Source organism: Polaromonas potterensis, from assembly GCF_033446725.1.
GTDB lineage: Bacteria > Pseudomonadota > Gammaproteobacteria > Burkholderiales > Burkholderiaceae_C > Polaromonas.
Window position 1 is genome coordinate 115,008 of sequence record NZ_JAWQLX010000001.1, and the last position, 20,677, is coordinate 135,684.

At 62.8% G+C, this 20,677-nt stretch carries 18 protein-coding genes and 1 riboswitch; of the genes, 5 read left to right on the forward strand and 13 right to left on the reverse strand.

Features of this window, described 5'->3' with window-relative positions; genetic code table 11:
* Window positions 1–34: 34 nt before the first annotated feature.
* Window positions 35–817, reverse strand: a complete 783-nt coding sequence (locus R6254_RS00565; protein WP_318403652.1) for a TorF family putative porin — start codon at window positions 815–817, stop codon at window positions 35–37.
* 207 nt (window positions 818–1,024) lie between these two features.
* Between R6254_RS00565 and R6254_RS00570 the strand changes: the two genes are divergently transcribed.
* On the forward strand, window positions 1,025–2,563 hold the full coding sequence (locus tag R6254_RS00570) for a YifB family Mg chelatase-like AAA ATPase (RefSeq protein ID WP_318403653.1): 1,539 nt from the start codon (window positions 1,025–1,027) through the stop codon (window positions 2,561–2,563).
* A gap of 132 nt (window positions 2,564–2,695) precedes the next feature.
* Here R6254_RS00570 and R6254_RS00575 read toward each other — a convergent pair whose 3' ends face one another.
* The 6 genes from R6254_RS00575 to pyk all read right to left on the reverse strand — a co-directional run bounded on the left by R6254_RS00575 (window position 2,696) and on the right by pyk (window position 11,344).
* On the reverse strand, window positions 2,696–3,511 hold the full coding sequence (locus tag R6254_RS00575) for an outer membrane lipoprotein (RefSeq protein WP_318403654.1): 816 nt from the start codon (window positions 3,509–3,511) through the stop codon (window positions 2,696–2,698).
* Between the two features lie 188 nt (window positions 3,512–3,699).
* A complete protein-coding gene (metH, locus tag R6254_RS00580; protein ID WP_318403655.1) occupies window positions 3,700–6,507 on the reverse strand; it encodes a methionine synthase in 2,808 nt (935 codons plus the stop codon).
* A 16-nt stretch (window positions 6,508–6,523) separates the two neighbouring features.
* Window positions 6,524–6,616, reverse strand: a riboswitch (S-adenosyl-L-homocysteine riboswitch).
* Between the two features lie 68 nt (window positions 6,617–6,684).
* Window positions 6,685–7,593 (reverse strand): phosphoribosylaminoimidazolesuccinocarboxamide synthase, encoded by a 909-nt coding sequence (locus R6254_RS00585; RefSeq protein WP_318403656.1) that lies wholly within the window; start codon window positions 7,591–7,593, stop codon window positions 6,685–6,687.
* Between the two features lie 93 nt (window positions 7,594–7,686).
* Window positions 7,687–8,751, reverse strand: a complete 1,065-nt coding sequence (gene fba, locus R6254_RS00590; protein WP_318403657.1) for a class II fructose-bisphosphate aldolase — start codon at window positions 8,749–8,751, stop codon at window positions 7,687–7,689.
* A gap of 120 nt (window positions 8,752–8,871) precedes the next feature.
* Window positions 8,872–9,705, reverse strand: a complete 834-nt coding sequence (locus R6254_RS00595; RefSeq protein WP_318403658.1) for an alpha/beta hydrolase — start codon at window positions 9,703–9,705, stop codon at window positions 8,872–8,874.
* A gap of 205 nt (window positions 9,706–9,910) precedes the next feature.
* Window positions 9,911–11,344, reverse strand: coding sequence for a pyruvate kinase (gene pyk, locus R6254_RS00600; protein WP_318403659.1), 1,434 nt, complete (start codon window positions 11,342–11,344; stop codon window positions 9,911–9,913).
* Between the two features lie 236 nt (window positions 11,345–11,580).
* Between pyk and R6254_RS00605 the strand changes: the two genes are divergently transcribed.
* Window positions 11,581–12,696 (forward strand): fatty acid desaturase, encoded by a 1,116-nt coding sequence (locus R6254_RS00605; protein WP_318403660.1) that lies wholly within the window; start codon window positions 11,581–11,583, stop codon window positions 12,694–12,696.
* A 35-nt stretch (window positions 12,697–12,731) separates the two neighbouring features.
* Here R6254_RS00605 and R6254_RS00610 read toward each other — a convergent pair whose 3' ends face one another.
* From R6254_RS00610 to def, 6 genes are all read right to left on the reverse strand, one after another.
* Window positions 12,732–13,217, reverse strand: coding sequence for a hemerythrin domain-containing protein (locus tag R6254_RS00610; RefSeq protein ID WP_318403661.1), 486 nt, complete (start codon window positions 13,215–13,217; stop codon window positions 12,732–12,734).
* A 160-nt stretch (window positions 13,218–13,377) separates the two neighbouring features.
* Window positions 13,378–14,571: a phosphoglycerate kinase gene (locus tag R6254_RS00615; RefSeq protein WP_318403662.1), complete on the reverse strand. Its 1,194-nt coding sequence runs from the start codon at window positions 14,569–14,571 to the stop codon at window positions 13,378–13,380.
* 183 nt (window positions 14,572–14,754) lie between these two features.
* Window positions 14,755–15,090 (reverse strand): AzlD domain-containing protein, encoded by a 336-nt coding sequence (locus R6254_RS00620; RefSeq protein WP_318403663.1) that lies wholly within the window; start codon window positions 15,088–15,090, stop codon window positions 14,755–14,757.
* A complete protein-coding gene (locus R6254_RS00625) occupies window positions 15,087–15,776 on the reverse strand; it encodes an AzlC family ABC transporter permease (RefSeq protein WP_318404333.1) in 690 nt (229 codons plus the stop codon). The genes R6254_RS00620 and R6254_RS00625 overlap by 4 nt, the downstream gene beginning before the upstream one ends.
* 73 nt (window positions 15,777–15,849) lie before the next feature.
* Window positions 15,850–16,815: a methionyl-tRNA formyltransferase gene (gene fmt, locus R6254_RS00630; RefSeq protein WP_318403664.1), complete on the reverse strand. Its 966-nt coding sequence runs from the start codon at window positions 16,813–16,815 to the stop codon at window positions 15,850–15,852.
* A gap of 171 nt (window positions 16,816–16,986) precedes the next feature.
* Window positions 16,987–17,499 (reverse strand): peptide deformylase, encoded by a 513-nt coding sequence (gene def / locus R6254_RS00635; RefSeq protein WP_318403665.1) that lies wholly within the window; start codon window positions 17,497–17,499, stop codon window positions 16,987–16,989.
* A 188-nt stretch (window positions 17,500–17,687) separates the two neighbouring features.
* Here def and R6254_RS00640 point away from each other — a divergent pair, with 188 nt between their 5' ends.
* The 3 genes from R6254_RS00640 to R6254_RS00650 all read left to right on the forward strand — a co-directional run bounded on the left by R6254_RS00640 (window position 17,688) and on the right by R6254_RS00650 (window position 20,673).
* Window positions 17,688–18,908 (forward strand): LysM peptidoglycan-binding domain-containing protein, encoded by a 1,221-nt coding sequence (locus R6254_RS00640; RefSeq protein WP_318403666.1) that lies wholly within the window; start codon window positions 17,688–17,690, stop codon window positions 18,906–18,908.
* 32 nt (window positions 18,909–18,940) lie between these two features.
* On the forward strand, window positions 18,941–20,065 hold the full coding sequence (gene dprA, locus R6254_RS00645; RefSeq protein WP_318403667.1) for a DNA-processing protein DprA: 1,125 nt from the start codon (window positions 18,941–18,943) through the stop codon (window positions 20,063–20,065).
* 86 nt (window positions 20,066–20,151) lie between these two features.
* Window positions 20,152–20,673: a Smg family protein gene (locus R6254_RS00650; RefSeq protein ID WP_318403668.1), complete on the forward strand. Its 522-nt coding sequence runs from the start codon at window positions 20,152–20,154 to the stop codon at window positions 20,671–20,673.
* Window positions 20,674–20,677: the final 4 nt, after the last annotated feature.

Consider the following 20,677-nt stretch of genomic DNA (forward strand, 5'->3'; position numbering starts at 1 on the left):
TTCTCCTTTGCCCCAGCGTTTATGCCGGTTTGTTTCAGAAAGTTTTCTTGACCGAGAGGACCAGGCCATCTTTGGCCAGGTCACGTGTACCCGAGCCGGGCAAGGTGTAAGGGGCAGAACCCAGACCACTGGTGCCCACCACCGCCAGGCTCAGCACCAAGCCGTCGATATCCTTGTTGACGGCCACCGAGTAGTCGGTATACGAATTGCCGTTCTTGATTTTTTGCGCGCCGACGTGGGGCACGATGGACCAGCCCGACCCCAGGTCAAAGTTGGCGCTGAGGTCGAGGTAGCCGCTGTTTTTGCTGTTGGCCGTGCCAAACAAATTGGTCGTGGCGTGTGAATACTTGGCCGTGACTATCCCGACAGTGAGGGCGCCATAGAGCTCGAAGGTGTTGGGGCTCACCAGGCCTGGGGTCTTTTTCAGGTTGTTGCCGGCATACCAGTAGTAGAGACCACCGACGTCGTAACCCACACCTTCGGCCAGGGACCCTTTGTAACCGCCGTAGAGGTCAATTTCCACCGGACCCTTGGTGGTGTTGGGGTTGGCCGTTGTGTCTTTCAGCCAGGTGATGCTCGACGCCCAGGTCCCGAGATAAAAGCCGCTGCTGTGGGCGTAATCAATACCGGCCGACAAAGCGGGCTTTTTGCCACTTTGCGAAATACCGCGGTAGCGGTAATCGGTGGTGGCACCGATGTTGTAGGACAGCGTGGAGTCCGGCACAGGTGCCGGCGCCGGTGCGGCGGTCTGGGCAAATGCCGAGCCTGCCAGGGTCAGCGCCATCACCAGCATCGTTTTTTGAGTGGTCAATTTCATTAAAAACTCCATTGATAGTTAAAAGTAGGAACTGCAGCCAGCTTCAATTAGCATGGAGCGTGCCAAAGCTCCGCAGCGTCAAAGTTGCGCGTCTTCTCATACAGAGGCGGCCGTGTGACAAGATGTAGCTCAGAAAAAGAGGTTCGCACCAAGTTAGTGCCGAGTCGGATGCGCATTCGTGGTGCGCAAGCAGGGAGAAAACGGACAATGAGCTTATCTTTAGTGCAAAGCCGTGCGTTGCTGGGCCTGCAGGCCCATCCGGTGTGTGTGGAAGTGCACCTGGCCAACGGCCTGCCCAGCTTCACCCTGGTCGGGCTGGCGGAGACCGAGGTCAAGGAAGCGCGTGAACGTGTGCGTTCGGCGATTCAAAACACCGGGCTGGAATTTCCCAGCAACAAGCGCATCACGGTCAACCTGGCCCCGGCGGACCTGCCCAAGGACTCCGGCCGCTTCGACTTGGCCATCGCCCTGGGCATCCTGGCCGCCAGCGGCCAGATTGATACCCACAAGCTGGCCGGTTACGAATTTGCCGGGGAGCTGTCCCTGGGCGGCGATTTACGCCCCATACGCGGCGCGCTGGCCATGAGCCTGGCGCTGGCGGGTGCTGACGCTGGCCAGGCCAAACCCAAACTCGTGCTGCCCGAAGGCAGCGCCCAGGAAGCCGCGCTGGTGCCGGGCACCGAGGTCTACCGCGCCCACCACCTGCTCGACGTGGTCAGGCAATTCCTGCCGGGCGACACGTTGCCCGAAGCCATGGACGGCTGGGTTCGGCTGCATGCCAGCGCGCAACACCAGGACATACCGTACCCCGACCTGTCGGACGTCAAAGGCCAGGCCGCAGCCAAACGGGCACTGGAAATAGCCGCAGCCGGTGGCCACAGCCTGTTGATGGTCGGTGCGCCTGGTTCCGGCAAGTCCATGCTGGCTCAGCGTTTTGCCGGCCTGCTGCCGGCCATGAGCACCGAAGAGGCGCTGCAAAGCGCGGCGATTGCCTCGCTGGGCGGACGCTTTTCACTGGACCGCTGGGCCCAACGCCCAACCTGTTCACCGCATCACACCGCCAGCGCTGTGGCCCTGGTCGGCGGCGGCTCGCCACCCCGGCCTGGCGAAATTTCCCTGGCCCACCATGGTGTTTTGTTTTTGGACGAATTGCCGGAATTTCCCAGAGCCGCGCTGGAAGCTTTGCGTGAGCCGCTGGAATCAGGCAGCATCACGATTTCGCGCGCCGCCCAACGTGCAGAATTCCCCGCGCGTTTTCAGCTGGTCGCCGCCATGAACCCCTGCCCCTGCGGTTACCTGGGCTCCAGCTTGCGCGCCTGCCGCTGCTCGCCGGACCAGGTCTCGCGTTACCAGGGCAAACTCAGCGGCCCGCTGCTGGACCGTATTGACCTGCATGTGGAAGTTGGCACGTTAGGCGCCGATGAGTTGCTGGGCACGGCGCCGGGTGAAAGCACGGCCGACATCCGGCAGCGGACGGTGCTGGCCCGCGAACGCGCCATGACACGCCAGGGCAGCAGCAACCAGGCGCTGCAGGGCAAAGCCATTGACACGCAATGCCAGCTGGACGCTGCCGCCGCGAAGTTTTTGAACATCGCCGCTGCCCGCCTGGGCTGGTCGGGCCGTGGTATTCACCGCTGCCTGAAGGTGGCCAGAACCATCGCCGACCTGGCCGGTGAAGCCACCGTGCAGGTCAGCCATGTGGCCGAGGCGGTGCAATACCGCCGCGTGCTCAAGGCGGCGCATTGAGCGAACGAACCAGCGTGCCTCTTTGGGTCGGTACCGGGCGCAAAAAAGCGCCAGATGCAAGCCGGGCAGACTTTTTTCTGGCGCTTACCGGGTATCACCTCTTGGTGCCGTCAGACAGCGCAAGCTGCCGGCTCAACGGTTCAATTCATCCGAGCGCGCAGGCTGCACAGTGGCGGGCGCGGCCACAGGTTTCGGGCCGTAGCTGACGCCGTCATTGCCGCGCAGCGTAGAACCCTGCACCGTCACCTGGCTGCCAATGCTGGGGGGCTGCGCCACTTCCACCATGCGGCGCGAGCCGTCGTCCATGTGCACACCGACCTGGTACACCGTCTCTTTGCGGACATGGCCTTCAATCGCATTGCCGGCAAAACCACCGCCTACCGCGCCCAGAATGGTGGCGGCGGCCCGGCCTCCGCCGTGGCCGACCTGGTTGCCCAGAACCGCGCCCAGCACGCCGCCAGCCACCGTTCCCACGCCGACACCGGCCGGCTTGCTCGAACGTTCGACCGGCGTCACCGACTCAACCCTGCCGCACACCGCACACACCGGCGCGGCCACCACCACAGGCGCGGGAGCGGGATAAGGCGCGGGCGACACGCCGGAATAGCTGGGTGCCGGCGCCGGTACGGGCTTGAGCACGGGTTTGACCACTTTTTTGATCGGTACCGGTGCGGGCTTGGCGGGCGCCGCCGCCGGCTTTTCGGCCAGGTCATCGGCGGCATGGGCAACGGCGGCCGGTGCGGCCAGCAGCGGCGCCGCCACCGTCGGGGCCGGCGTCACGGCCGCCACCGTGGCAACCGGGGGTATCTGCGCACGCTGGTTGTAAATCATGGTGCCGCCCATGCCCAGCACCGCCACACTGAGAACGGCCACGGCCGCCCACAAGGGTTTGTTGGCCGACGATGCCGCTTGCTGGCCCGGCTGAAGATTTTCCGTGGAGGTGTTCATGGTTCGGCCTTTCTTTTGTAAAGCTTGAATCGCAGCGCCCGGACAGGGCCCCCTACCTGAACGTGCGAAACAGCCAAAAGGTACACGGCGCCCGCCGGCCGCGCGTGTTTTTTTGTAAAGACAGGGGATGTCGCCCTCAACGGGAAGTAAAAAATCCCGTCCACCGTGACAAAGGTCACGTTGCTTGGCTACAAATTGGGCGCCAGCAAACGTTGCAAATCTTCGGCCTTCTCACCGCGCCGCTGGGCCAGATCCTGCAATTGGTCATCACCGATCTTGCCGACGTTGAAATACACACTTTGCGGGTGGCTCAGGTAAAAACCGCTGACGCTGGCAGCCGGTGTCATGGCCAGGCTTTCAGTCAGTGCCATGCCGATGTCCGCCGCCTGCAGCAGCTCGAACATCTCTTTTTTCACGCTGTGGTCCGGGCAAGCCGGATAGCCTGGCGCCGGACGTATGCCCTGGTATTTTTCCGCGATCATGTCCTCGGGACTCAGGGTTTCGTCGGCGGCATAACCCCACAAGTCCTGCCGCACCCGCTTGTGCATCGCTTCGGCAAAAGCTTCGGCCAGGCGGTCGGCCAGGGCCTTGAGCATGATGGACGAGTAGTCATCGTTGTCGTCGTTGAAGTATTTTTCCTTCTTCTCGGCGCCCAGACCGGCGGTCACGGCGAAAACACCGATGTAGTCCTGAATTTGTGAGTCTTTTGGGCCTGTAGCCCCCGCCCCTTGTGCGCGAGCAGCTATCACTTCAGGAGCGAGCTGCTTCGGCGCCACAAAGTCTGCCAGGCAGCGGCTGGGCCGCATCACGCCTTCAAGGGCGGTTTTCTCGGCCTGCTGGCGCAGGCCGTACCAGGTCATGGCCACCTCGCTGCGCGACTCGTCGGTATAAATCTCGATGTCGTCACCCACGCTGTTGGCCGGGTACAACCCCATCACCCCGCTGGCCGTCAGCCAGCGGCCTTCGATCAGGCGTTTGAGCATGCGTTGCGCGTCGGCATAGACCCGCACCGCCTCGGTGCCCACCACCTCGTCTTTCAGGATGGCCGGGAAAGGGCCGGCCAAATCCCAGGTCTGGAAGAAGGGGCCCCAATCGATGTAGTTGGCCAACTCCGCCAGATCGAAATTCTTGAACACACGCCGGCCAATAAATTTGGGCACGGGCGGCGTGTAGCGGGTCCAGTCAATCGGTGTCTTGTTCGCACGCGCCTTGGCCAGCGGCCACATCGGGATTTGTTTTTTGTTGGCGTGTTGGGTGCGCACCTTGTCGTAGTCGCTGTTGAGCTCGTCGATGTATTTGGCGGCCTGGTCACTCAACAAACTTTGCGCCACACTGACGCTGCGCGAGGCGTCCGGCACATAGACCACCGGGCCTTCGTAATGCGGCGAAATTTTCACGGCGGTGTGCACACGGCTGGTGGTGGCGCCACCAATCATCAGCGGGATTTTTTTGATGCGGAAATGGTCGTCCTTCTGCATCTCACCGGCCACGTATTGCATTTCTTCCAGGCTGGGCGTGATCAGACCAGACAGGCCGACGATGTCGGCGCCTTCGATCTTGGCGCGCGCCAAAATTTCATGGCAGGGCACCATCACCCCCATGTTGACCACGTCGAAGTTGTTGCATTGCAACACCACGGTGACGATGTTTTTGCCGATGTCGTGCACGTCGCCCTTGACGGTGGCGATGATGATCTTGCCCTTGGTCTTGACGTCGCCACCGGCGGCTTCGAGCAGCAGTTTTTCCGCCTCGATGTAAGGCAGCAAATGCGCCACCGCCTGTTTCATCACACGGGCGCTTTTCACCACCTGCGGCAAAAACATCTTGCCCTGGCCGAACAGGTCGCCGACCACGTTCATGCCGTCCATCAGCGGGCCTTCGATCACATGCAGCGGCCGGCCGCCTTCGGCCTTGATGGCCTGCCAGACTTCTTCGGTGTCGGGCACGATGTGTTCGTTCATACCGTGCACCAGCGCGTGCGACAGGCGCTGGCGCACCGGCAGGGCGCGCCACTCGTTCTTTTTCGTGTCGTCCTTGGCGCCGCTTTTGGCGGTTTCGGCCACTTCGATCAGGCGTTCGCTGGGCGTGAGTTCGGGCTCGCCCGGCTTGTAGACGGGCTGGCGATTGAGCACCACGTCTTCGACACGTTCGCGCAAGGTTGGCTCGAGATCGTCATACACACCGACCATGCCGGCGTTGACGATGCCCATGTCCATGCCAGCCTGGATCGCGTGGTACAAAAACACGGTGTGGATGGCTTCACGCACCGGGTCGTTGCCGCGAAAGCTGAAGCTCACGTTGGACACGCCGCCGGAGACCTTGGCGCCCGGCAAGTTGGCCTTGATCCAGCGCGTGGCGTTGATGAAGTCCACCGCGTAGTTGTTGTGTTCTTCAATGCCCGTGGCAATGGCAAAAATGTTGGGGTCGAAGATGATGTCTTCGGGCGGAAAGTCCAGCTCGTCGACCAGCACGCGGTAAGCGCGTTCGCAGATTTCGATCTTGCGCGCATAGGTGTCGGCCTGGCCCTGCTCGTCAAAAGCCATCACCACGGCCGCCGCGCCGTAACGCTTGAGCAGCTTGGCCTGCTGCTTGAAGGACTCCAAGCCCTCTTTCATCGAGATCGAATTAACAATGCCCTTGCCCTGGATGCAACGCAGGCCGGCCTCGATCACGCTCCACTTGGAGCTGTCGATCATGATGGGCACACGTGCGATGTCGGGCTCGCTGGCGATCAGGTTCAGGAAACGCACCATGGCGGCCTGGCTGTCCAGCATGGCCTCGTCCATGTTGATGTCGATGATTTGCGCGCCGTTTTCGACCTGCTGGCGCGCCACGACCAGCGCCTGCTCGTATTCGCCGTTGAGAATCATGCGGGCAAAGGCCTTGGAGCCCGTCACGTTGGTACGTTCGCCAATGTTGACGAACAGGGTACCGGCACCAATGTTTACCGGCTCCAGGCCGGACAGCTTCATCGGGGGGACTTGAATTTCAGACATCACTCACCTTAGGAATCAAAGGTGAGCGCCGTTGCAAAGGCAGGCCGCGGCGGCCTGCTGTCACTCAAGCCTGACGAAACCGGGTTTCGCTGCAACGCTCCTTGAGTTGGACGTATTTTAAACGCTCGCCGATTCGCTTGCGCAAATCGGCGCCCATTTCCGTGAAATTTAGGTGGCTCAGGCCGTCAGCCGCGCCAGCGCTTCCTGGTATTTGGCCGCGGTTTTTTCGATCACGTCCTGCGGCACGCGCGGCGCGGGCGGGGTTTTGTCCCAGGGTTTGCCATTCACCAAGGTCTGCTCCAGCCAGTCACGCACAAACTGTTTGTCGTAGCTGGGCGGGTTCTGCCCGGCGGCAAAGGCCTGCTCGTAACCTTCGATCGGCCAGTAACGCGAGGAGTCGGGCGTCAACACCTCGTCCATCAGGGTCAGGGTGCCGTTTTCATCCAGGCCGAACTCGAACTTGGTGTCGGCAATGATGATGCCTTTGGTCAGGGCAAAAGCCGCCGCGGCTTCATAAATCCGGATGCTGAGGTCCTTGATCTGCGCGGCCAGCTCCGGCCCCACCACCTTGACCATTTGCTCGTAGCTGATGTTTTCGTCGTGTTCGCCCACGGCGGCCTTGGCGGCCGGCGTGAAGATAGTCGCCGGCAGTTTCGAGGCGTTTTTCAGGCCGGGCGGCAAGGCCACGCCGCAGACAGCCTGGCTCTCCTGGTATTCCTTCCAGCCGCTGCCGGCCAGGTAGCCGCGCACCACGGCCTCGACCGGGATCGGCTTGAGGCGTTTGACCAGCATGGAGCGGTCTTTCACCTGCGGTATTTCAGCCGGCGTGACCACACTTTCAGGCGCGTCGCCGGTCAGGTGATTCGGGCAGATAGCGCCCAGCTTGTCGAACCAGAACAGCGCCATCTGCGTCAGCAGCGCACCCTTGCCCGGAATCGGCTCGCCGAGGATCACGTCAAAAGCGCTCAGGCGGTCGCTGGCGACCATCAGCAGCCGGTCTGTGCCCACGGCATAGTTGTCGCGGACTTTGCCGCGCGCCAGCAAGGGCAGGGAAGTAAGGGCCGAAGTGTGGAGTGCGGTGGTCATGGGTGCTTGCCAAAGTAAAAAAGCCCGCTGGTATCAGCGAGCTTTTTATTATCGCCCGTTCGAAAACCGGCGCGGGATTTTGTCGTTTTTTGCTTAATTCACGACCTGGACCAACTCGCCCTTGGCGTATTTGGCGGCGACGATGCTGAGCGATTCACCCTTGATCTTGCTGGCCTGGCCTTCACAACCGAACTCGATGTAACGCTGCTTGCAAATCGCCTTGGCAGCCGCTGTGGCGGGTTTGAGCCACTCGCGCGGGTCAAACTTGCTGGGGTTTTCAGCCATGAACTTGCGTGCGGCAGCCGTCATCGCCAGGCGGATGTCGGTGTCGATGTTGATCTTGCGCACGCCGAATTTGATGGCTTTCTGGATCTCTTCGACCGGTACGCCATAGGTTTCTTTCATGTCACCGCCGTACTGGCGAATGATGGCCAGCAGGTCTTGCGGCACGCTGGACGAACCGTGCATGACCAGATGGGTGTTGGGGATACGACGGTGGATTTCCTTCACACGTTCAATCGCCAGGATGTCGCCGGTGGGCTTGCGCGTGAACTTGTAAGCGCCGTGGCTGGTGCCGATGGCAATCGCCAGGGCGTCGAGCTGGGTGCGTTTGACAAAGTCGGCGGCCTGCTCGGGGTCGGTCAACAACTGGTCATGGGTCATCACGGCGTCGGTGCCGTGGCCGTCTTCCTTGTCGCCCTGCATGGTTTCCAGGCTGCCCAGGCAGCCGAGTTCGCCTTCGACCGAGACGCCGGTGGCGTGCGCCATGTCGACCACTTTGCGCGTGACTTCGACGTTGTAGTCGTAGTCGGCAATGGTCTTGCCGTCGGCCATCAACGAGCCGTCCATCATCACCGAGCTGAAGCCCAGGTTGATGGCGCCCTGGCAAACGTCGGGGCTCTGGCCATGGTCCTGGTGCATGACCACGGGAATGTGCGGGTAACTTTCCACCGCGGCTTGGATCAGATGCTTGAGAAAGCTTTCGCCGGCATATTTGCGGGCGCCGGCGCTGGCCTGCATGATGACGGGGGCATTGACCTCGTCAGCGGCCTGCATGATGGCCTGGACTTGTTCCAGGTTGTTGACGTTGAAAGCCGGAATGCCGTAGGTGTGAACTGCCGCATGGTCCAGCAGCTCGCGCATCGAAACGAGTGCCATAAGAATATCCCCAGGAAGATTGAACGGATCGGTAACTGACCGGTAACTTCCCTCATTTTACCCGCTGGAGATGCCCTCAGGGACTGGGGGCGCAATGGCGACCCTGGATTCTCCGGTCCATCAGCCGGCGGATGGGGCCGATTGCACAAAAGCGCTCACACGCTCAAGCACAGGTGCCCGCGATCTCAGCACAGAGGCCATCGCGGCCAGCAGGGTCACATGGCCGACGCTGTCAAACAGTTCCGAGTCGACACGTACGCCGCTGCCCCGCAGGCGCTTGGCCAACGCCACGGTGTTGCGCTGCGGGTTCACCACGCGGTCCTCGGCCGCGGCCAGCAGCAGCGCGGGCGGCGATGCCGCGGAGGCATGTGAAAGCGGCTGGCTGTCCGCAGGCGTACCGGGCCAGTCGAAGGCCACCCGGGTCTGGCGGTCACCAATGGGTAAAAAATCATAAGGCCCGGCCAGCCCTATCCAGCCGGCCAGGCGCGTTGGCAAAAGTCTTTCGGCCCGCAGCCAGCGTGGATCCAGCGCCACCATGGCGGCGTTGTAGGCACCGGCGCTGTGCCCCATGACAAACACGCGGGCCGGATCGGCGCCATGCTCGGCGGCGTGGTCCAGCGCCCAATGCACGGCGCGGGCGCTGTCCTGCACAAAGGCGGGGTAACGCACGTCCGGGCTCAGGCGGTAATCCGCGACCACGGTCACGATGCCTTGCGAGGCCAGCGCCTCGCCGACAAAGCGGTAGTCGCCGCGCTCGCCCGACGACCAGCTGCCGCCGTAGAAAAAAACCACCAACGGGGCACGGGTTGCCTCCTGGGTGGGCCGGTAGACGTCCAGGCGCTGGCGCAAATAAGGCCCATAAGCCAGGCCCTCGGTTCGCCGGTAGCTGTCGGTGGGAACGGTGGCGTTGAGCAGGTCCACGCCCGAGCAGGCCGTGAGCAACGCAGGCAACATGGCGATAAGCGAGCGTCTTGGCAATGGGGTGTCAATGTTGTGCATGACTCCTTGATACGCAGGCCAAGGACCTGCCGGATTCAGCCGATTCCGTCAGGCCGTGTAGGACGCTTAACACCAGTCTGAGCCGCGGAACCGGCCTGGCCGGGCCGCAGGCGGCCCCCTCGGGGGGCAGGGAGCTACACGCAGTGAGCGACCGTGGGGGCTACGCCACCCGGCAGATTTTCAGCATATTGGTGCCGCCCGGCGCACCCATGGGTTCGCCGCAGGTGATAACGTAGACGTCGCCGCTTTGCACGATGTCGCGGCGCAGCAGGTGGCCTTCGGCCTGGTCCAGCGCGGTGTCGCGGTCGGCGCTGGTGTCCATCAGCAGCGGGCGCACGTTGCGGTACAGCGCCATCTTGCGCTGGGTCGCCAGGTTGGGCGTCAGTGCGTAAATCGGCATACGGATGTCATGGCGGCTCATCCACAAGGGTGTGGCGCCGCTGTCGGTCAGGGCCACGATGGCCTTGGCGCCCAGGTGGTGGGCCGTGAACAACGCACCCATGGCGATCGACTGGTCGATGCGGGTGAAGGTTTTGCCGCGGAAATCGGCGTCCAGCGCCGCGTATTCGGCTTTTTCGGCTTCCAGGCAGATGCTGGCCATTTCTTCAATGGTCTCCAGCGGGTATTTGCCGGCGGCGGTTTCGGCGCTCAGCATCACGGCGTCGGTGCCGTCGAGCACGGCATTGGCCACGTCGCTGACTTCGGCCCGTGTCGGCACCGGGTTCAGGACCATGCTTTCCATCATCTGCGTCGCGGTGATGACCAGTTTGTCATAAGCGCGGGCCAGCTTGATCATGCGTTTTTGCAGCGCCGGCACAGCGGCGTGGCCCACTTCCACGGCCAAATCACCGCGCGCCACCATGATGCCGTCGCTGACCTGCAGGATTTCTTCCAGCTTGGGGATCGCCTCGGCGCGTTCGATCTTGGCGATCAGGCCGGGCTTGTGTTTGTAAGGTGCGGCGGCCACATTGCAGAGCTGGCGCGCCATTTCCATGTCGGTCGCGTTCTGGGGGAAACTCACCGCCACGTAGTCGGCCTGGAAACTCATGGCGGTCTTGATGTCCTCCATGTCCTTGCCGGTCAGCGCCGGCGCGGTCAGTCCGCCGCCTTTTTTGTTGATGCCCTTGTTGTTGGACAAGATGCCGCCGACCTTGACGGTGGTGATCACCTCTTCGCCGCGCACGGCATCCACCGTCAGCACGATCAGGCCGTCGTTGAGCAGCAAGACGTCGCCGGCACGCACATCGCGTGGCAGTTCCTTGTAGTCCAGACCCACACCCTTGAGGTCGCCGGGTTCCTGGCGCGAGGCGTCCAGCACAAACTTGGCGCCGGCCACCAGCATGACCTTGCCTTCGGCGAATTTGCCGACGCGGATTTTCGGGCCCTGCAGGTCGGCCATGATGGCGACCTCGCAGCCGGCGCGCTGGGCGGCTTCGCGCACCATGACAGCCCGGTCGATGTGGTCCTGGGCCGTGCCGTGGCTGAAGTTCAGGCGAACCACATTGACACCGGCACGAATCATTTTTTCAAGCAACACCGGATCGCTGGAAGCGGGGCCAAGGGTGGCAACAATTTTGGTAGCGCTGTGCTGCATCTCTAAGTCTCCTGTAATTTAGTTTCTGATTCTCACACGGAAAAGTTACAAGCCGGTTACCAATCCCCCCTGTCGCCGCTCAACTTCCGGCGCGGCAGAGCCGCTGTGTTGATCTTGATCAGATGGCGCGCAGCGCTCGGCCTCTAGGATCACAGAGTCAGCTTGCGAACCCACGCGGCACCGCTCCGGTCCCGCCAGGCCAGGCCACTCCCCCCACATCTTCCACGCCTTCGCCCATGATCTCTCCACCTGAACACCCCGTACCCGCTTCCGCCGCCCCCCAGCCGCTGCCGACGGAGGCCGACCTGCCACACCGCAAGGTCATACGCGCCTGGCTGCTGCCACTGGCGGAGCGCAGCAGTTGGCGCGCCCTGGTCTTGCTCGCTGTCGACTACGCGCTGCTGGCGGCCTTGCTGGGTGGCGTGGTGGGCCTGGACGCGGTCTGGCTGAAGGTGTTGTGCGGCCTGGCCGCCGGTTTTGTCATCGGCCGGCTGTTTGTGATTGGCCACGACGGCTGTCACCACAGCCTCACGCCCCACCGCCCGCTCAACCGCTGGCTGGGCCGCATCGCCTTTTTGCCTTCGCTGACCGCTTACAGCCTGTGGGACGTGGGCCACAACGTGGTGCACCACGGCTTCACCAACCTGAAAGGTGTGGATTTTGTCTGGGCGCCACTCACACAAGCAGAGTTTCAGGCCTTGTCGCCCCTGGGCCGCCTGATGCAACGGATTTACCGCAGCGGCTGGGGCCCGGGCATGTATTACCTGGTCGAGATGTGGTGGAAAAAAATGATGTTTCCGCGCGCCTCCAGCCTGGGCAACACCCGACGCGCCATCTTCACCTGGGACTGCCTGCTGGTGACGGCTTTTGCCGCGCTGTGGATCGCCGGGCTGGCGGTCGCGGCCTGGCTGACCGACCAGTCCACGCTGCTCTTGCTGCTGCTGGGTTTTGTGCTGCCGTTGTTGTTCTGGTTCAACATGATGGGTTTTGTGATTTACGGTCACCACACCCACGTCAAGGTGTGCTGGCACGACGAGCGCGCCGCTTGGCAACGCGCCCAGCCTTTTGTCTCGACGACGGTGCACCTGACCTTTCCCTGGCAGATAGGTACGCTGGTGCATCACATCATGGAGCACACCGCCCACCACGTGGACATGAGCATCCCGCTCTACAAACTCAAGGTCGCGCAGGCCAGGCTGGAAGAGTTGTTGCCAGGCCGCATCGTGATCCAGCCTTTTTCCTGGCGCTGGTATTTCGACACGGCGCGCGCCTGCAAGTTGTATGACTTCAAGCGCCACTGCTGGACCGACTTTGCGGGCCGACCCACCAGCGCACTGCGACCGGTCCCCTGAGGAGCTGCGCCGCCGGCCACGCAAGCCGGCCGGTCTCAGGCCGACACAGCGTCCGAACAGTCCGCGCTGCCGCAGCCCTGCACCAGGCCGGCGGGCAAATCCTCAGGACGGCTCACCACACCGGTGAGAGGGTCGTAGCCGGCCCGCCGCAGGTGCAGTGCCAGCGCCGCGTCCAAGCTTTGCGCATGCTGCGGAAACCACAACGCCAGTTCACTGGCCAGGGTGCGCACGGCGCCCAGCTTGCCATCAGCGGCCTGCGCCGCGCCTTCGCGCATCACCTGCAGCACCACCTTGTGCTGCAGGCTGTGGCAGTTGGCTGACGCAAAACGCGTGGCCGCCATCCAGCGGTCTTCCTGGCCAAAGTGCGCGTCGGTGTGGTCGATCAGGTGCTGCCAGGCGGCCGGCAGTTGCGCGTCGGCGGCGCTCTGCACGATCGCGAGCAGGGCGACAAACTCGCGGTGGGTGTCGTCCATGAGGGGCAGGTCGAGCGACAAGGCGTCGGACCATTCGAGGTGGGCCATGCAGATTCTCCAAAAGTGCTTCTGGAGCTTATCGGTCTGCGTGCTGCAGCGCCTTGATCTAGATCAGCGTTAAAGGCCGGGCGCCAATCCGGAACTTACAAGGAAAAAGGCCTCCAGCCCAGTATGGTCGGGCGCCACCAGCTATCGAAATAATAGCGACTTAGCCTTCAACCCGCTGCTGCAGGATCTCGAAGGCCGGCAGGGTTTTGCCTTCCAGCACTTCCAGGAAAGCGCCACCGCCGGTGGAGATGTAACCCACGTCTTTTTCAATGCCGTATTTGGCAATCGCGGCCAGGGTGTCGCCGCCACCGGCGATGCTGAAGGCGCTGCTGGCGGCAATGGCTTCGGCAATGATTTTGGTGCCGCCTTCAAAAGCCGCGAACTCGAACACACCGACCGGGCCGTTCCAGACAATGGTGCCGGCCGCCATCAATTGCTCGGCGAGTTTTTTCGCGGTATCGGGGCCGATGTCCAGGATCAGGTCATCGTCCGCCACCTCGGCCGCGGCCTTGACCGTAGCGACCGCATCGGCCGCAAAGGTTTTGGCGGTGACCACGTCGCTGGGAATCGGCACCTCGGCGCCGCGCGCCTTCATCGCAGCCATGACGGCGCGGGCTTCATCCAGCAGTTCACGCTCGGCCAGGCTTTTGCCAATCGGCAGGCCATTGGCCAACATGAAGGTGTTGGCGATGCCACCACCCACAATCAGCTGGTCCACCTTGCCGGCCAGCGCCTTGAGGATGGTCAGTTTGGTCGACACCTTGCTACCGGCCACGATGGCGACCAGCGGACGTTTGGGGTCGGCCAGGGCCTTGGAAATCGCATCCATTTCGGCCGCCAGCAGCGGACCGGCGCAGGCCGTTGGCGCAAACTGCGCAATGCCGTAAGTCGAGGCTTCGGCGCGGTGCGCCGTACCAAACGCATCGTGCACAAAAATATCACACAGCGCGGCCATTTTGCGGGCCAGGCCTTCGTCATTCTTTTTCTCGCCCAGATTCAGGCGGCAGTTTTCCAGCAACACCAACTGGCCCGGCGCCACGTCCACCCCCTCCACCCAACCCGACAACAGCGGCACCTCGCGCTGCATCAGCTCGCCCAGGCGTTGGGCCACGGGGGCCAGAGAATCTTCAGGCTTGAACTGGCCTTCGGTCGGACGACCCAGGTGCGAAGTCACCATCACGGCCGCGCCGGCGTCCAGCGCCATCTGGATGCAGGGGATCGAGGCGCGGATACGCGTGTCTTCGGTGATGCGGCCGCTGTTATCTTGCGGCACGTTCAGGTCGGCACGGATAAACACACGCCGGCCTTTGACAAGGCCTTGGGCGCAGAGATCGGAGAAACGAATGAATTTCATGACAAGCTCGCAGTGAAAGGTTCGGGCCAACACGCCCAAAATCATCAAATTGTAGGTGCGCCACCCTGGGGCTGTTCTTACTGCCAGCAGGGGCCGCGGAACCGGCTTCGCCGGGCCGCAGGCGCAGCAGCCCCCGCGGGGGGGCAGGGAGTTACACGCAGTGAACGACCGTGGGGGCCACGCCTACCAGCCCAGAACTATGTGCAAAGGCAGGTAAACCGCCATGCCGGCCAGAATGGTGCCGAGCACCCCTTTGCGCCAGAAAAACCAGGCGGCGCCGGCCAGCGCGGCAAAGATCCGGGCGTCCTGCCAGGTGTCGATCAGCTGGCCCTGGGTCATGACAATCTCCGGAATGATGACGCCGGACAAGGCCGCAATTGGCGCGTAATGCAGGCCGCGCTGCGCCCAGTGCGGCAGGCTCCAGGGTTTGCTGGAAATAAAGAAAAACGAGCGGGCAATCACGGTGACCACGGTCAGGCCGAGGATGGTGGCCACGGTCCAGGCATCGGTCTGGTTCATGTCGCACCGCCGGTTTCTGCCACGGGGGCTTTGGGTTTTTCGAGCAGCAGGCACACCGCCACGGCGGCGGCGATGGCCACCACGATGTTGAGCTTGAGCGGCAAGGCGAAAACCGCCACCGCCGCCGCACCGGCCACACCGGCAGAGACCAGGCGCAAACGTGTGCTGGCCAGCGAACACATGATGCCGACCAGCGCCAGGATGCCGGCAAAACCCAGGCCCCAATGTGTCGGCACCGAATTGGCCAGGGCCGTGCCCAGCAAACTCGCGCCTACCCAGCTGAGCCAGTTGACGCCACAGTTGCCGGCCAGGTAAGCCTCCTGGGCACGCAGCAGCGGCAAGTCATCCGGCGCTGCCGGCTGCGGATAACGCTGGGTGAACAGGACATAACTGAGGTCGGCCGTGAGGTAACCGCTGAGCAAGCGCCGCCACAGGGGCAGGTGCATGAAATAAGGCCGTAGATGGGCGCTGAACACCACAAAACGCAAATTGACACAAAACGCCGTGGCCAGAATCACCCACATGGGCGCACCCGCCATCATCAGCGGCACGGCCGCCAGTTGCGAACTGCCGGCAAACACCAGCACGCCCATCAACACGGCTTCAAACACACTCATGCCGGACTTGACCATGGCCACCCCGGTCATCAAACCCCAGGCGGCAATGCCTGGCGCCACCGACAGCATCTCGCGCGCACCCCGGCGAAACTCCGGGTGCCTGAACAACAAAGCGGTCACAACACTCTTCCTCTATCTGCGGTTATTTAGAAAACACCATGCCCGGCGTCAGTACAAAACCGCGCAAAAACTCCGCGGCCTCCAGGGCTTTGCCACCCGGCTTTTGCAGGCGGGTGACACGGATCACACCATCGATAGCGGCCATGTCCACGCCTTGGTCGCTGGCAGCCAGCACCTGGCCCGGCACGGCGCCATCGGGCCGAACACCGCCCGGCAAGGTCGTGGCCATCCAGAATTTGATGGTTTCCCCCGCCAGCAGGCTGGCCGCGCCCGGAAAAGGATTAAAAGCGCGGATGCGCCGCGTGATCACTGCTGCGCTTTGGGTCCAGTCAATCGCCGCCTCGTGTTTTTCTATCTTGTGGGCGTAGCTGATGCCTTGCTCGGGTTGTCGCATGGGGCTGAGCCCGCCACACGCCGCCAGCTCCAGCGCCTCAACCACCAGACGGCCACCCAGCGCCGCCAGTTTGTCGTGCAGGCTGCCGGTGGTATCGGTAGTCGCAATGGCCATTTTTTCGACCAGCAACATATCGCCGGTGTCCAGACCGGCGTCCATTTGCATCAGGGTGATGCCGGTTTCGCTGTCGCCGGCTTCGATGGCGCGATGAATAGGCGCCGCACCGCGCCAGCGCGGCAACACGGAGGCGTGGATGTTGAAACACCCCAAGCGCGGCAAGTCCAGCACCCATTGCGGCAGGATCAAACCATAAGCCGCGACGACCATGGCGTCGGCCTGCGCCGCGTCCAGCGCCAGACGTGCCGCGGCCGCGTCTTCGGGGTATTTGCCGTCGAGCCGCAGGCTGCGCGGCTGCGCCACAGGGAGGTTGTGTTCCAGCGCAAACTGCTTGACGCTGGACGCCTGCAGCTTCATGCCGCGGCCAGCCGGCCGGTCGGGTTGGGTCAAGACCAGGGGGATGTCAAAACCGGCGGCATGGAGTTGCTCCAGGGCCACACGGGCGAATTCGGGCGTACCCGCAAAAATAACACGCATAGTCTTATTTTCGTCGATGACCAAGGTCTAACGCAGCGTGAAAGAAATTTCCCGGCAGACTTGCCCTTCCCCAACCAGCCAGGGCCGCGGATCTGGCTTTGCCAGTCCGCAGGCGCAGCGGCCCCCCAGGGGGACAGCGAGCTACGCGAAGTGAGCGAACGTGGGGGCGAATTAACCCCGCTCGTCGTCCTTCTTCTGCTTGAGCATCTTGGTCTTGATGCGGTTGCGCTTGAGCGGCGACAGGTACTCGACAAACACCTTGCCCATCAAGTGGTCCATCTCGTGCTGGACACAAACGGCCAACAAGCCTTCGGCGCTGTGGGTTTGCAACTGCCCATCCAGGTCCAGCGCCTGCACCTTGACGGCGCTTGCACGCTCCACACCGTCATAAATGCCGGGCACCGAGAGGCATCCTTCGTCATTGATTTGGGTTTCGGTGCTGGACCAGACAATTTCGGGATTGATCAGGACCAGCGGCTGGTCGCGGTCTTCACTGACATCAATCACCACCAGCCGCTCGTGCACGTCCACCTGACTGGCGGCCAGGCCTATGCCCTGGGCGTCATACATGGTTTCCAGCATGTCGTCGACCAGGCGGCGTATGCGCGCATCCACCGCGGCCACAGGTTTGGCGACGGTATGTAAACGCTGGTCAGGGTATCGAAGAATGGTCAGTAAGGTCATGGTGGCAGGCAATCAGATGTCGCTATTTTCGCTAATTTTCGCTAATTTTCAGCATTCGCGCAGCGGCCAAATCGCATATTCGTTGCCTAATCAAGGGCTTAAGTACAGAATCGCTAGTGATTTATCAAGTTACAAACACGGCGCACGGCCCCATAGCCAAAGGCCATGCCAGCCCCAAGGGCCTCAAGATGCAAACTATTTTTGGTGGGTTCAGTCAAATTTCAATAGCCACCGCCCTGCTGCTCAGTACAGCCGGTGTGCAGGCGCAGAATTTTCCAGTCACCGCCGGCCAAAAGGCCACGGCCAACCAGGTCGCCCAAACCGGCGTGCCGCTGGCGGACCTGTCCCTCAATGCACCTGACGAATACACCGTCAAAAGCGGCGACACCTTGTGGGCTATTTCGGGCCTGTTTCTGACCAGCCCCTGGCGCTGGCCCGAGTTATGGGGCATGAACCTGCAGGACATCCGCAACCCGCACCGGATTTACCCCGGCCAGCAGCTATACCTGGACAAGTCCAACGGGCGCGCCACCTTGCGCACCCGCCAGTCGGCCTCGGCCGACGGCCAGCCCGGCGGCACGGTGCGGGTCTCGCCGCGCACCCGTTTTGAGTCGCTGGCGGACGCGGCCGTTCCGACCTTGTCGCCGCAAGCCATTGAGCCTTTCCTGGCCGAAGCCCTGATCGTCGACGAAACCGCGTTTGCCACGGCGCCGCGCATCGTGGCGGCCCAGGAAGGCCGGGTCTTGCTGAGCCGCGGCGACCGCGCTTATGCGCGCGGCGTCTACAGCAGCAAGGAGGGCGGCAAACCCCTGAGCGACGCCAAAGGCGAGCCGCTGGACTTCCGTGTTTTCCGTAACGCCACGCCGCTGAAAGACCCGACCACCGGGGAAATCCTCGGTTACGAAGCTCAGTTTGTCGGCAAGGCCGAGCTGGTTCGCGGCGAATCCACCGCCAACGTGACCGACAAGGACGGCAAGGTCAGCAGTGAAACCGTCCCGGCCACCATCAACATCGTTTCCTCCAAGGAAGAAATGCGTGTGGGTGACCGGCTGGCGCCGGAACCGCCGCGCGAATTGGTCAGTTATGTTCCGCGGGCGCCCGCCACCCAGATTGAAGGGCAAATTGTCTCGCTTTACGGCAGCGCCGTGCGTTATGCCTCCGGCAACCAGGTGGTGACCATCAACCGCGGCAGCCGGGACGGCCTGGAACGTGGCCATGTGATGGCGGTTTTGCACAGCGGTGAGCGCATCACCGACCGCACCGACTCGGCCCGGACCCAGATCAGACTGCCGAATGAACGAAATGGTTTGCTGATTGTTTTTCGCACCTATGAAAAGCTGTCTTACGCCCTGGTACTGCAGGTGAGCGACGGTGTGAAAGTGGGCGACCGCTTCACCAACCCGAACTGAGATCCAGCGCCAGAGGCCAGCCCCGCCCGCCTGTGGACGCCACCGAACTTCGCGCCTGGCTGCGCCTCACGCTGACGCCGGGCCTGGGCAATACCGGCATACGCAAGCTGCTGGCGACTTTTGGCTCGGCGCAAGCCATCTTTGAGCAATCCGCCGGCACTTTGCGCCAGCTCGGCTCCGACCGGTTGGCGGACGCGCTCCGGGCCACACCCGACACCCTGGCCGAGCAGTTGCAAACCACGCTGGACTGGCTGCAAGCCGCAGACAACCGGCGTGTGGTGACCTTGGGCGACCCCACCTACCCGGCCGTCCTGCTGGACATCGAAGACCCCCCTTCCATGCTATATATGCTCGGCGCCCTTGATGGACGGACGCAAGCAGCTATCGAAAACAGAGCGCTTTGCCTGGCCATCGTCGGCAGCCGGAATCCGACACCACAAGGCGAAGCCAACGCCAGGCAATTTGCCAAGGTGTTTGGCGAAGCCGGTCTGTGTGTGGTCTCCGGCATGGCGCTGGGTGTGGACGGCGCGGCGCATGACGGCGCCCTGCTGGGCGGCGGCATCACCTTGGCAGTGGTCGGCACCGGGCTGGACCGGGTCTACCCGAAACAACACCGGAATCTGGCCCACCGCATCGCCCAGCAAGGCCTGATCATCAGCGAGTTCCCGCTGGGCACGCCGCCGCTGACCGCCAACTTCCCCAAACGCAACCGCATCATTTCCGGTTTGGCGCAAGGAACACTGGTGGTCGAAGCCGCACTGAAATCAGGCTCGCTGATCACCGCCCGCCTGGCCGCCGAACAAGGCAAAGACGTCTTTGCCATTCCCGGTTCCATCCACTCGCCGCAGTCGCGCGGCTGCCATGCGCTTATCAAACAAGGCGCCAAACTGGTGGAATCGGCGCAGGATGTGCTGGAAGAGCTGAAATTGCCCTATACCGTGGCGGCCCCCGCCGACACCGGCGCAGATGCTGACGAGCCACCGGCCGAACACCCGCTGTTGTCGGCCATGGGCTACGAACCGGTCAGCCTGGACGCCTTGCAGGCCCGCACCGGCTTGGCCACGGCCGAGTTGCAGGCCCAGTTGCTGGCGCTTGAAATGGCCGATACCGTCGCCAAGCTGCCGGGCGGCCTGTTTCAGCGCATGGCCCTCGGCTGACACAGGGGCCAGTAGTCCGGCCAGCCAAGGCCCTGCGCTGCGGCAGGATTCAGCGAGTCCACGCTTAACTGCGTTATATTGGACGCATGTTTGAAGTGTTGGTGTACGTTTACGAAAATTATTGGCAAGGTGATGCCTGCCCCGAGCTGCACCAGTTGAGCCGCAAGCTCACCGCAGTCGGCTTTGAAGCGGAAGAAATCCAGGCCGCCCTGGTCTGGCTCAACGGCCTGAACATCGCCGCCCAAAACACCCAGGTCGGTCGGCCAGCCGCTGAAACAGTTAGCAGCACCGATCTGGCGCCGGTCAGCGCCCCGGCCGGTTTTCTGCCCCAGTCCGCTGGCAGCCTGCGGGTTTATTCGGTGGCCGAACAGGAACATCTGGGGGCGCCGGCCTTGGGTTTTGTGAGTTTCCTGGAGTCCTCCGGCGTGCTGCCGCCGCACATGCGGGAAATTGTCATGGACCGCGCCATGGCCGCACCGGGCGAGCCGCTGGCGCTGGATGACCTGAAAATCATCGTGCTGATGGTGTACTGGAGTTTTGGCGAAGAGCCCGACGCCCTGGTTCTGGATGAACTTTGCGACGACGCCGAGTTCCGCGTCGCGCACTAGTAAA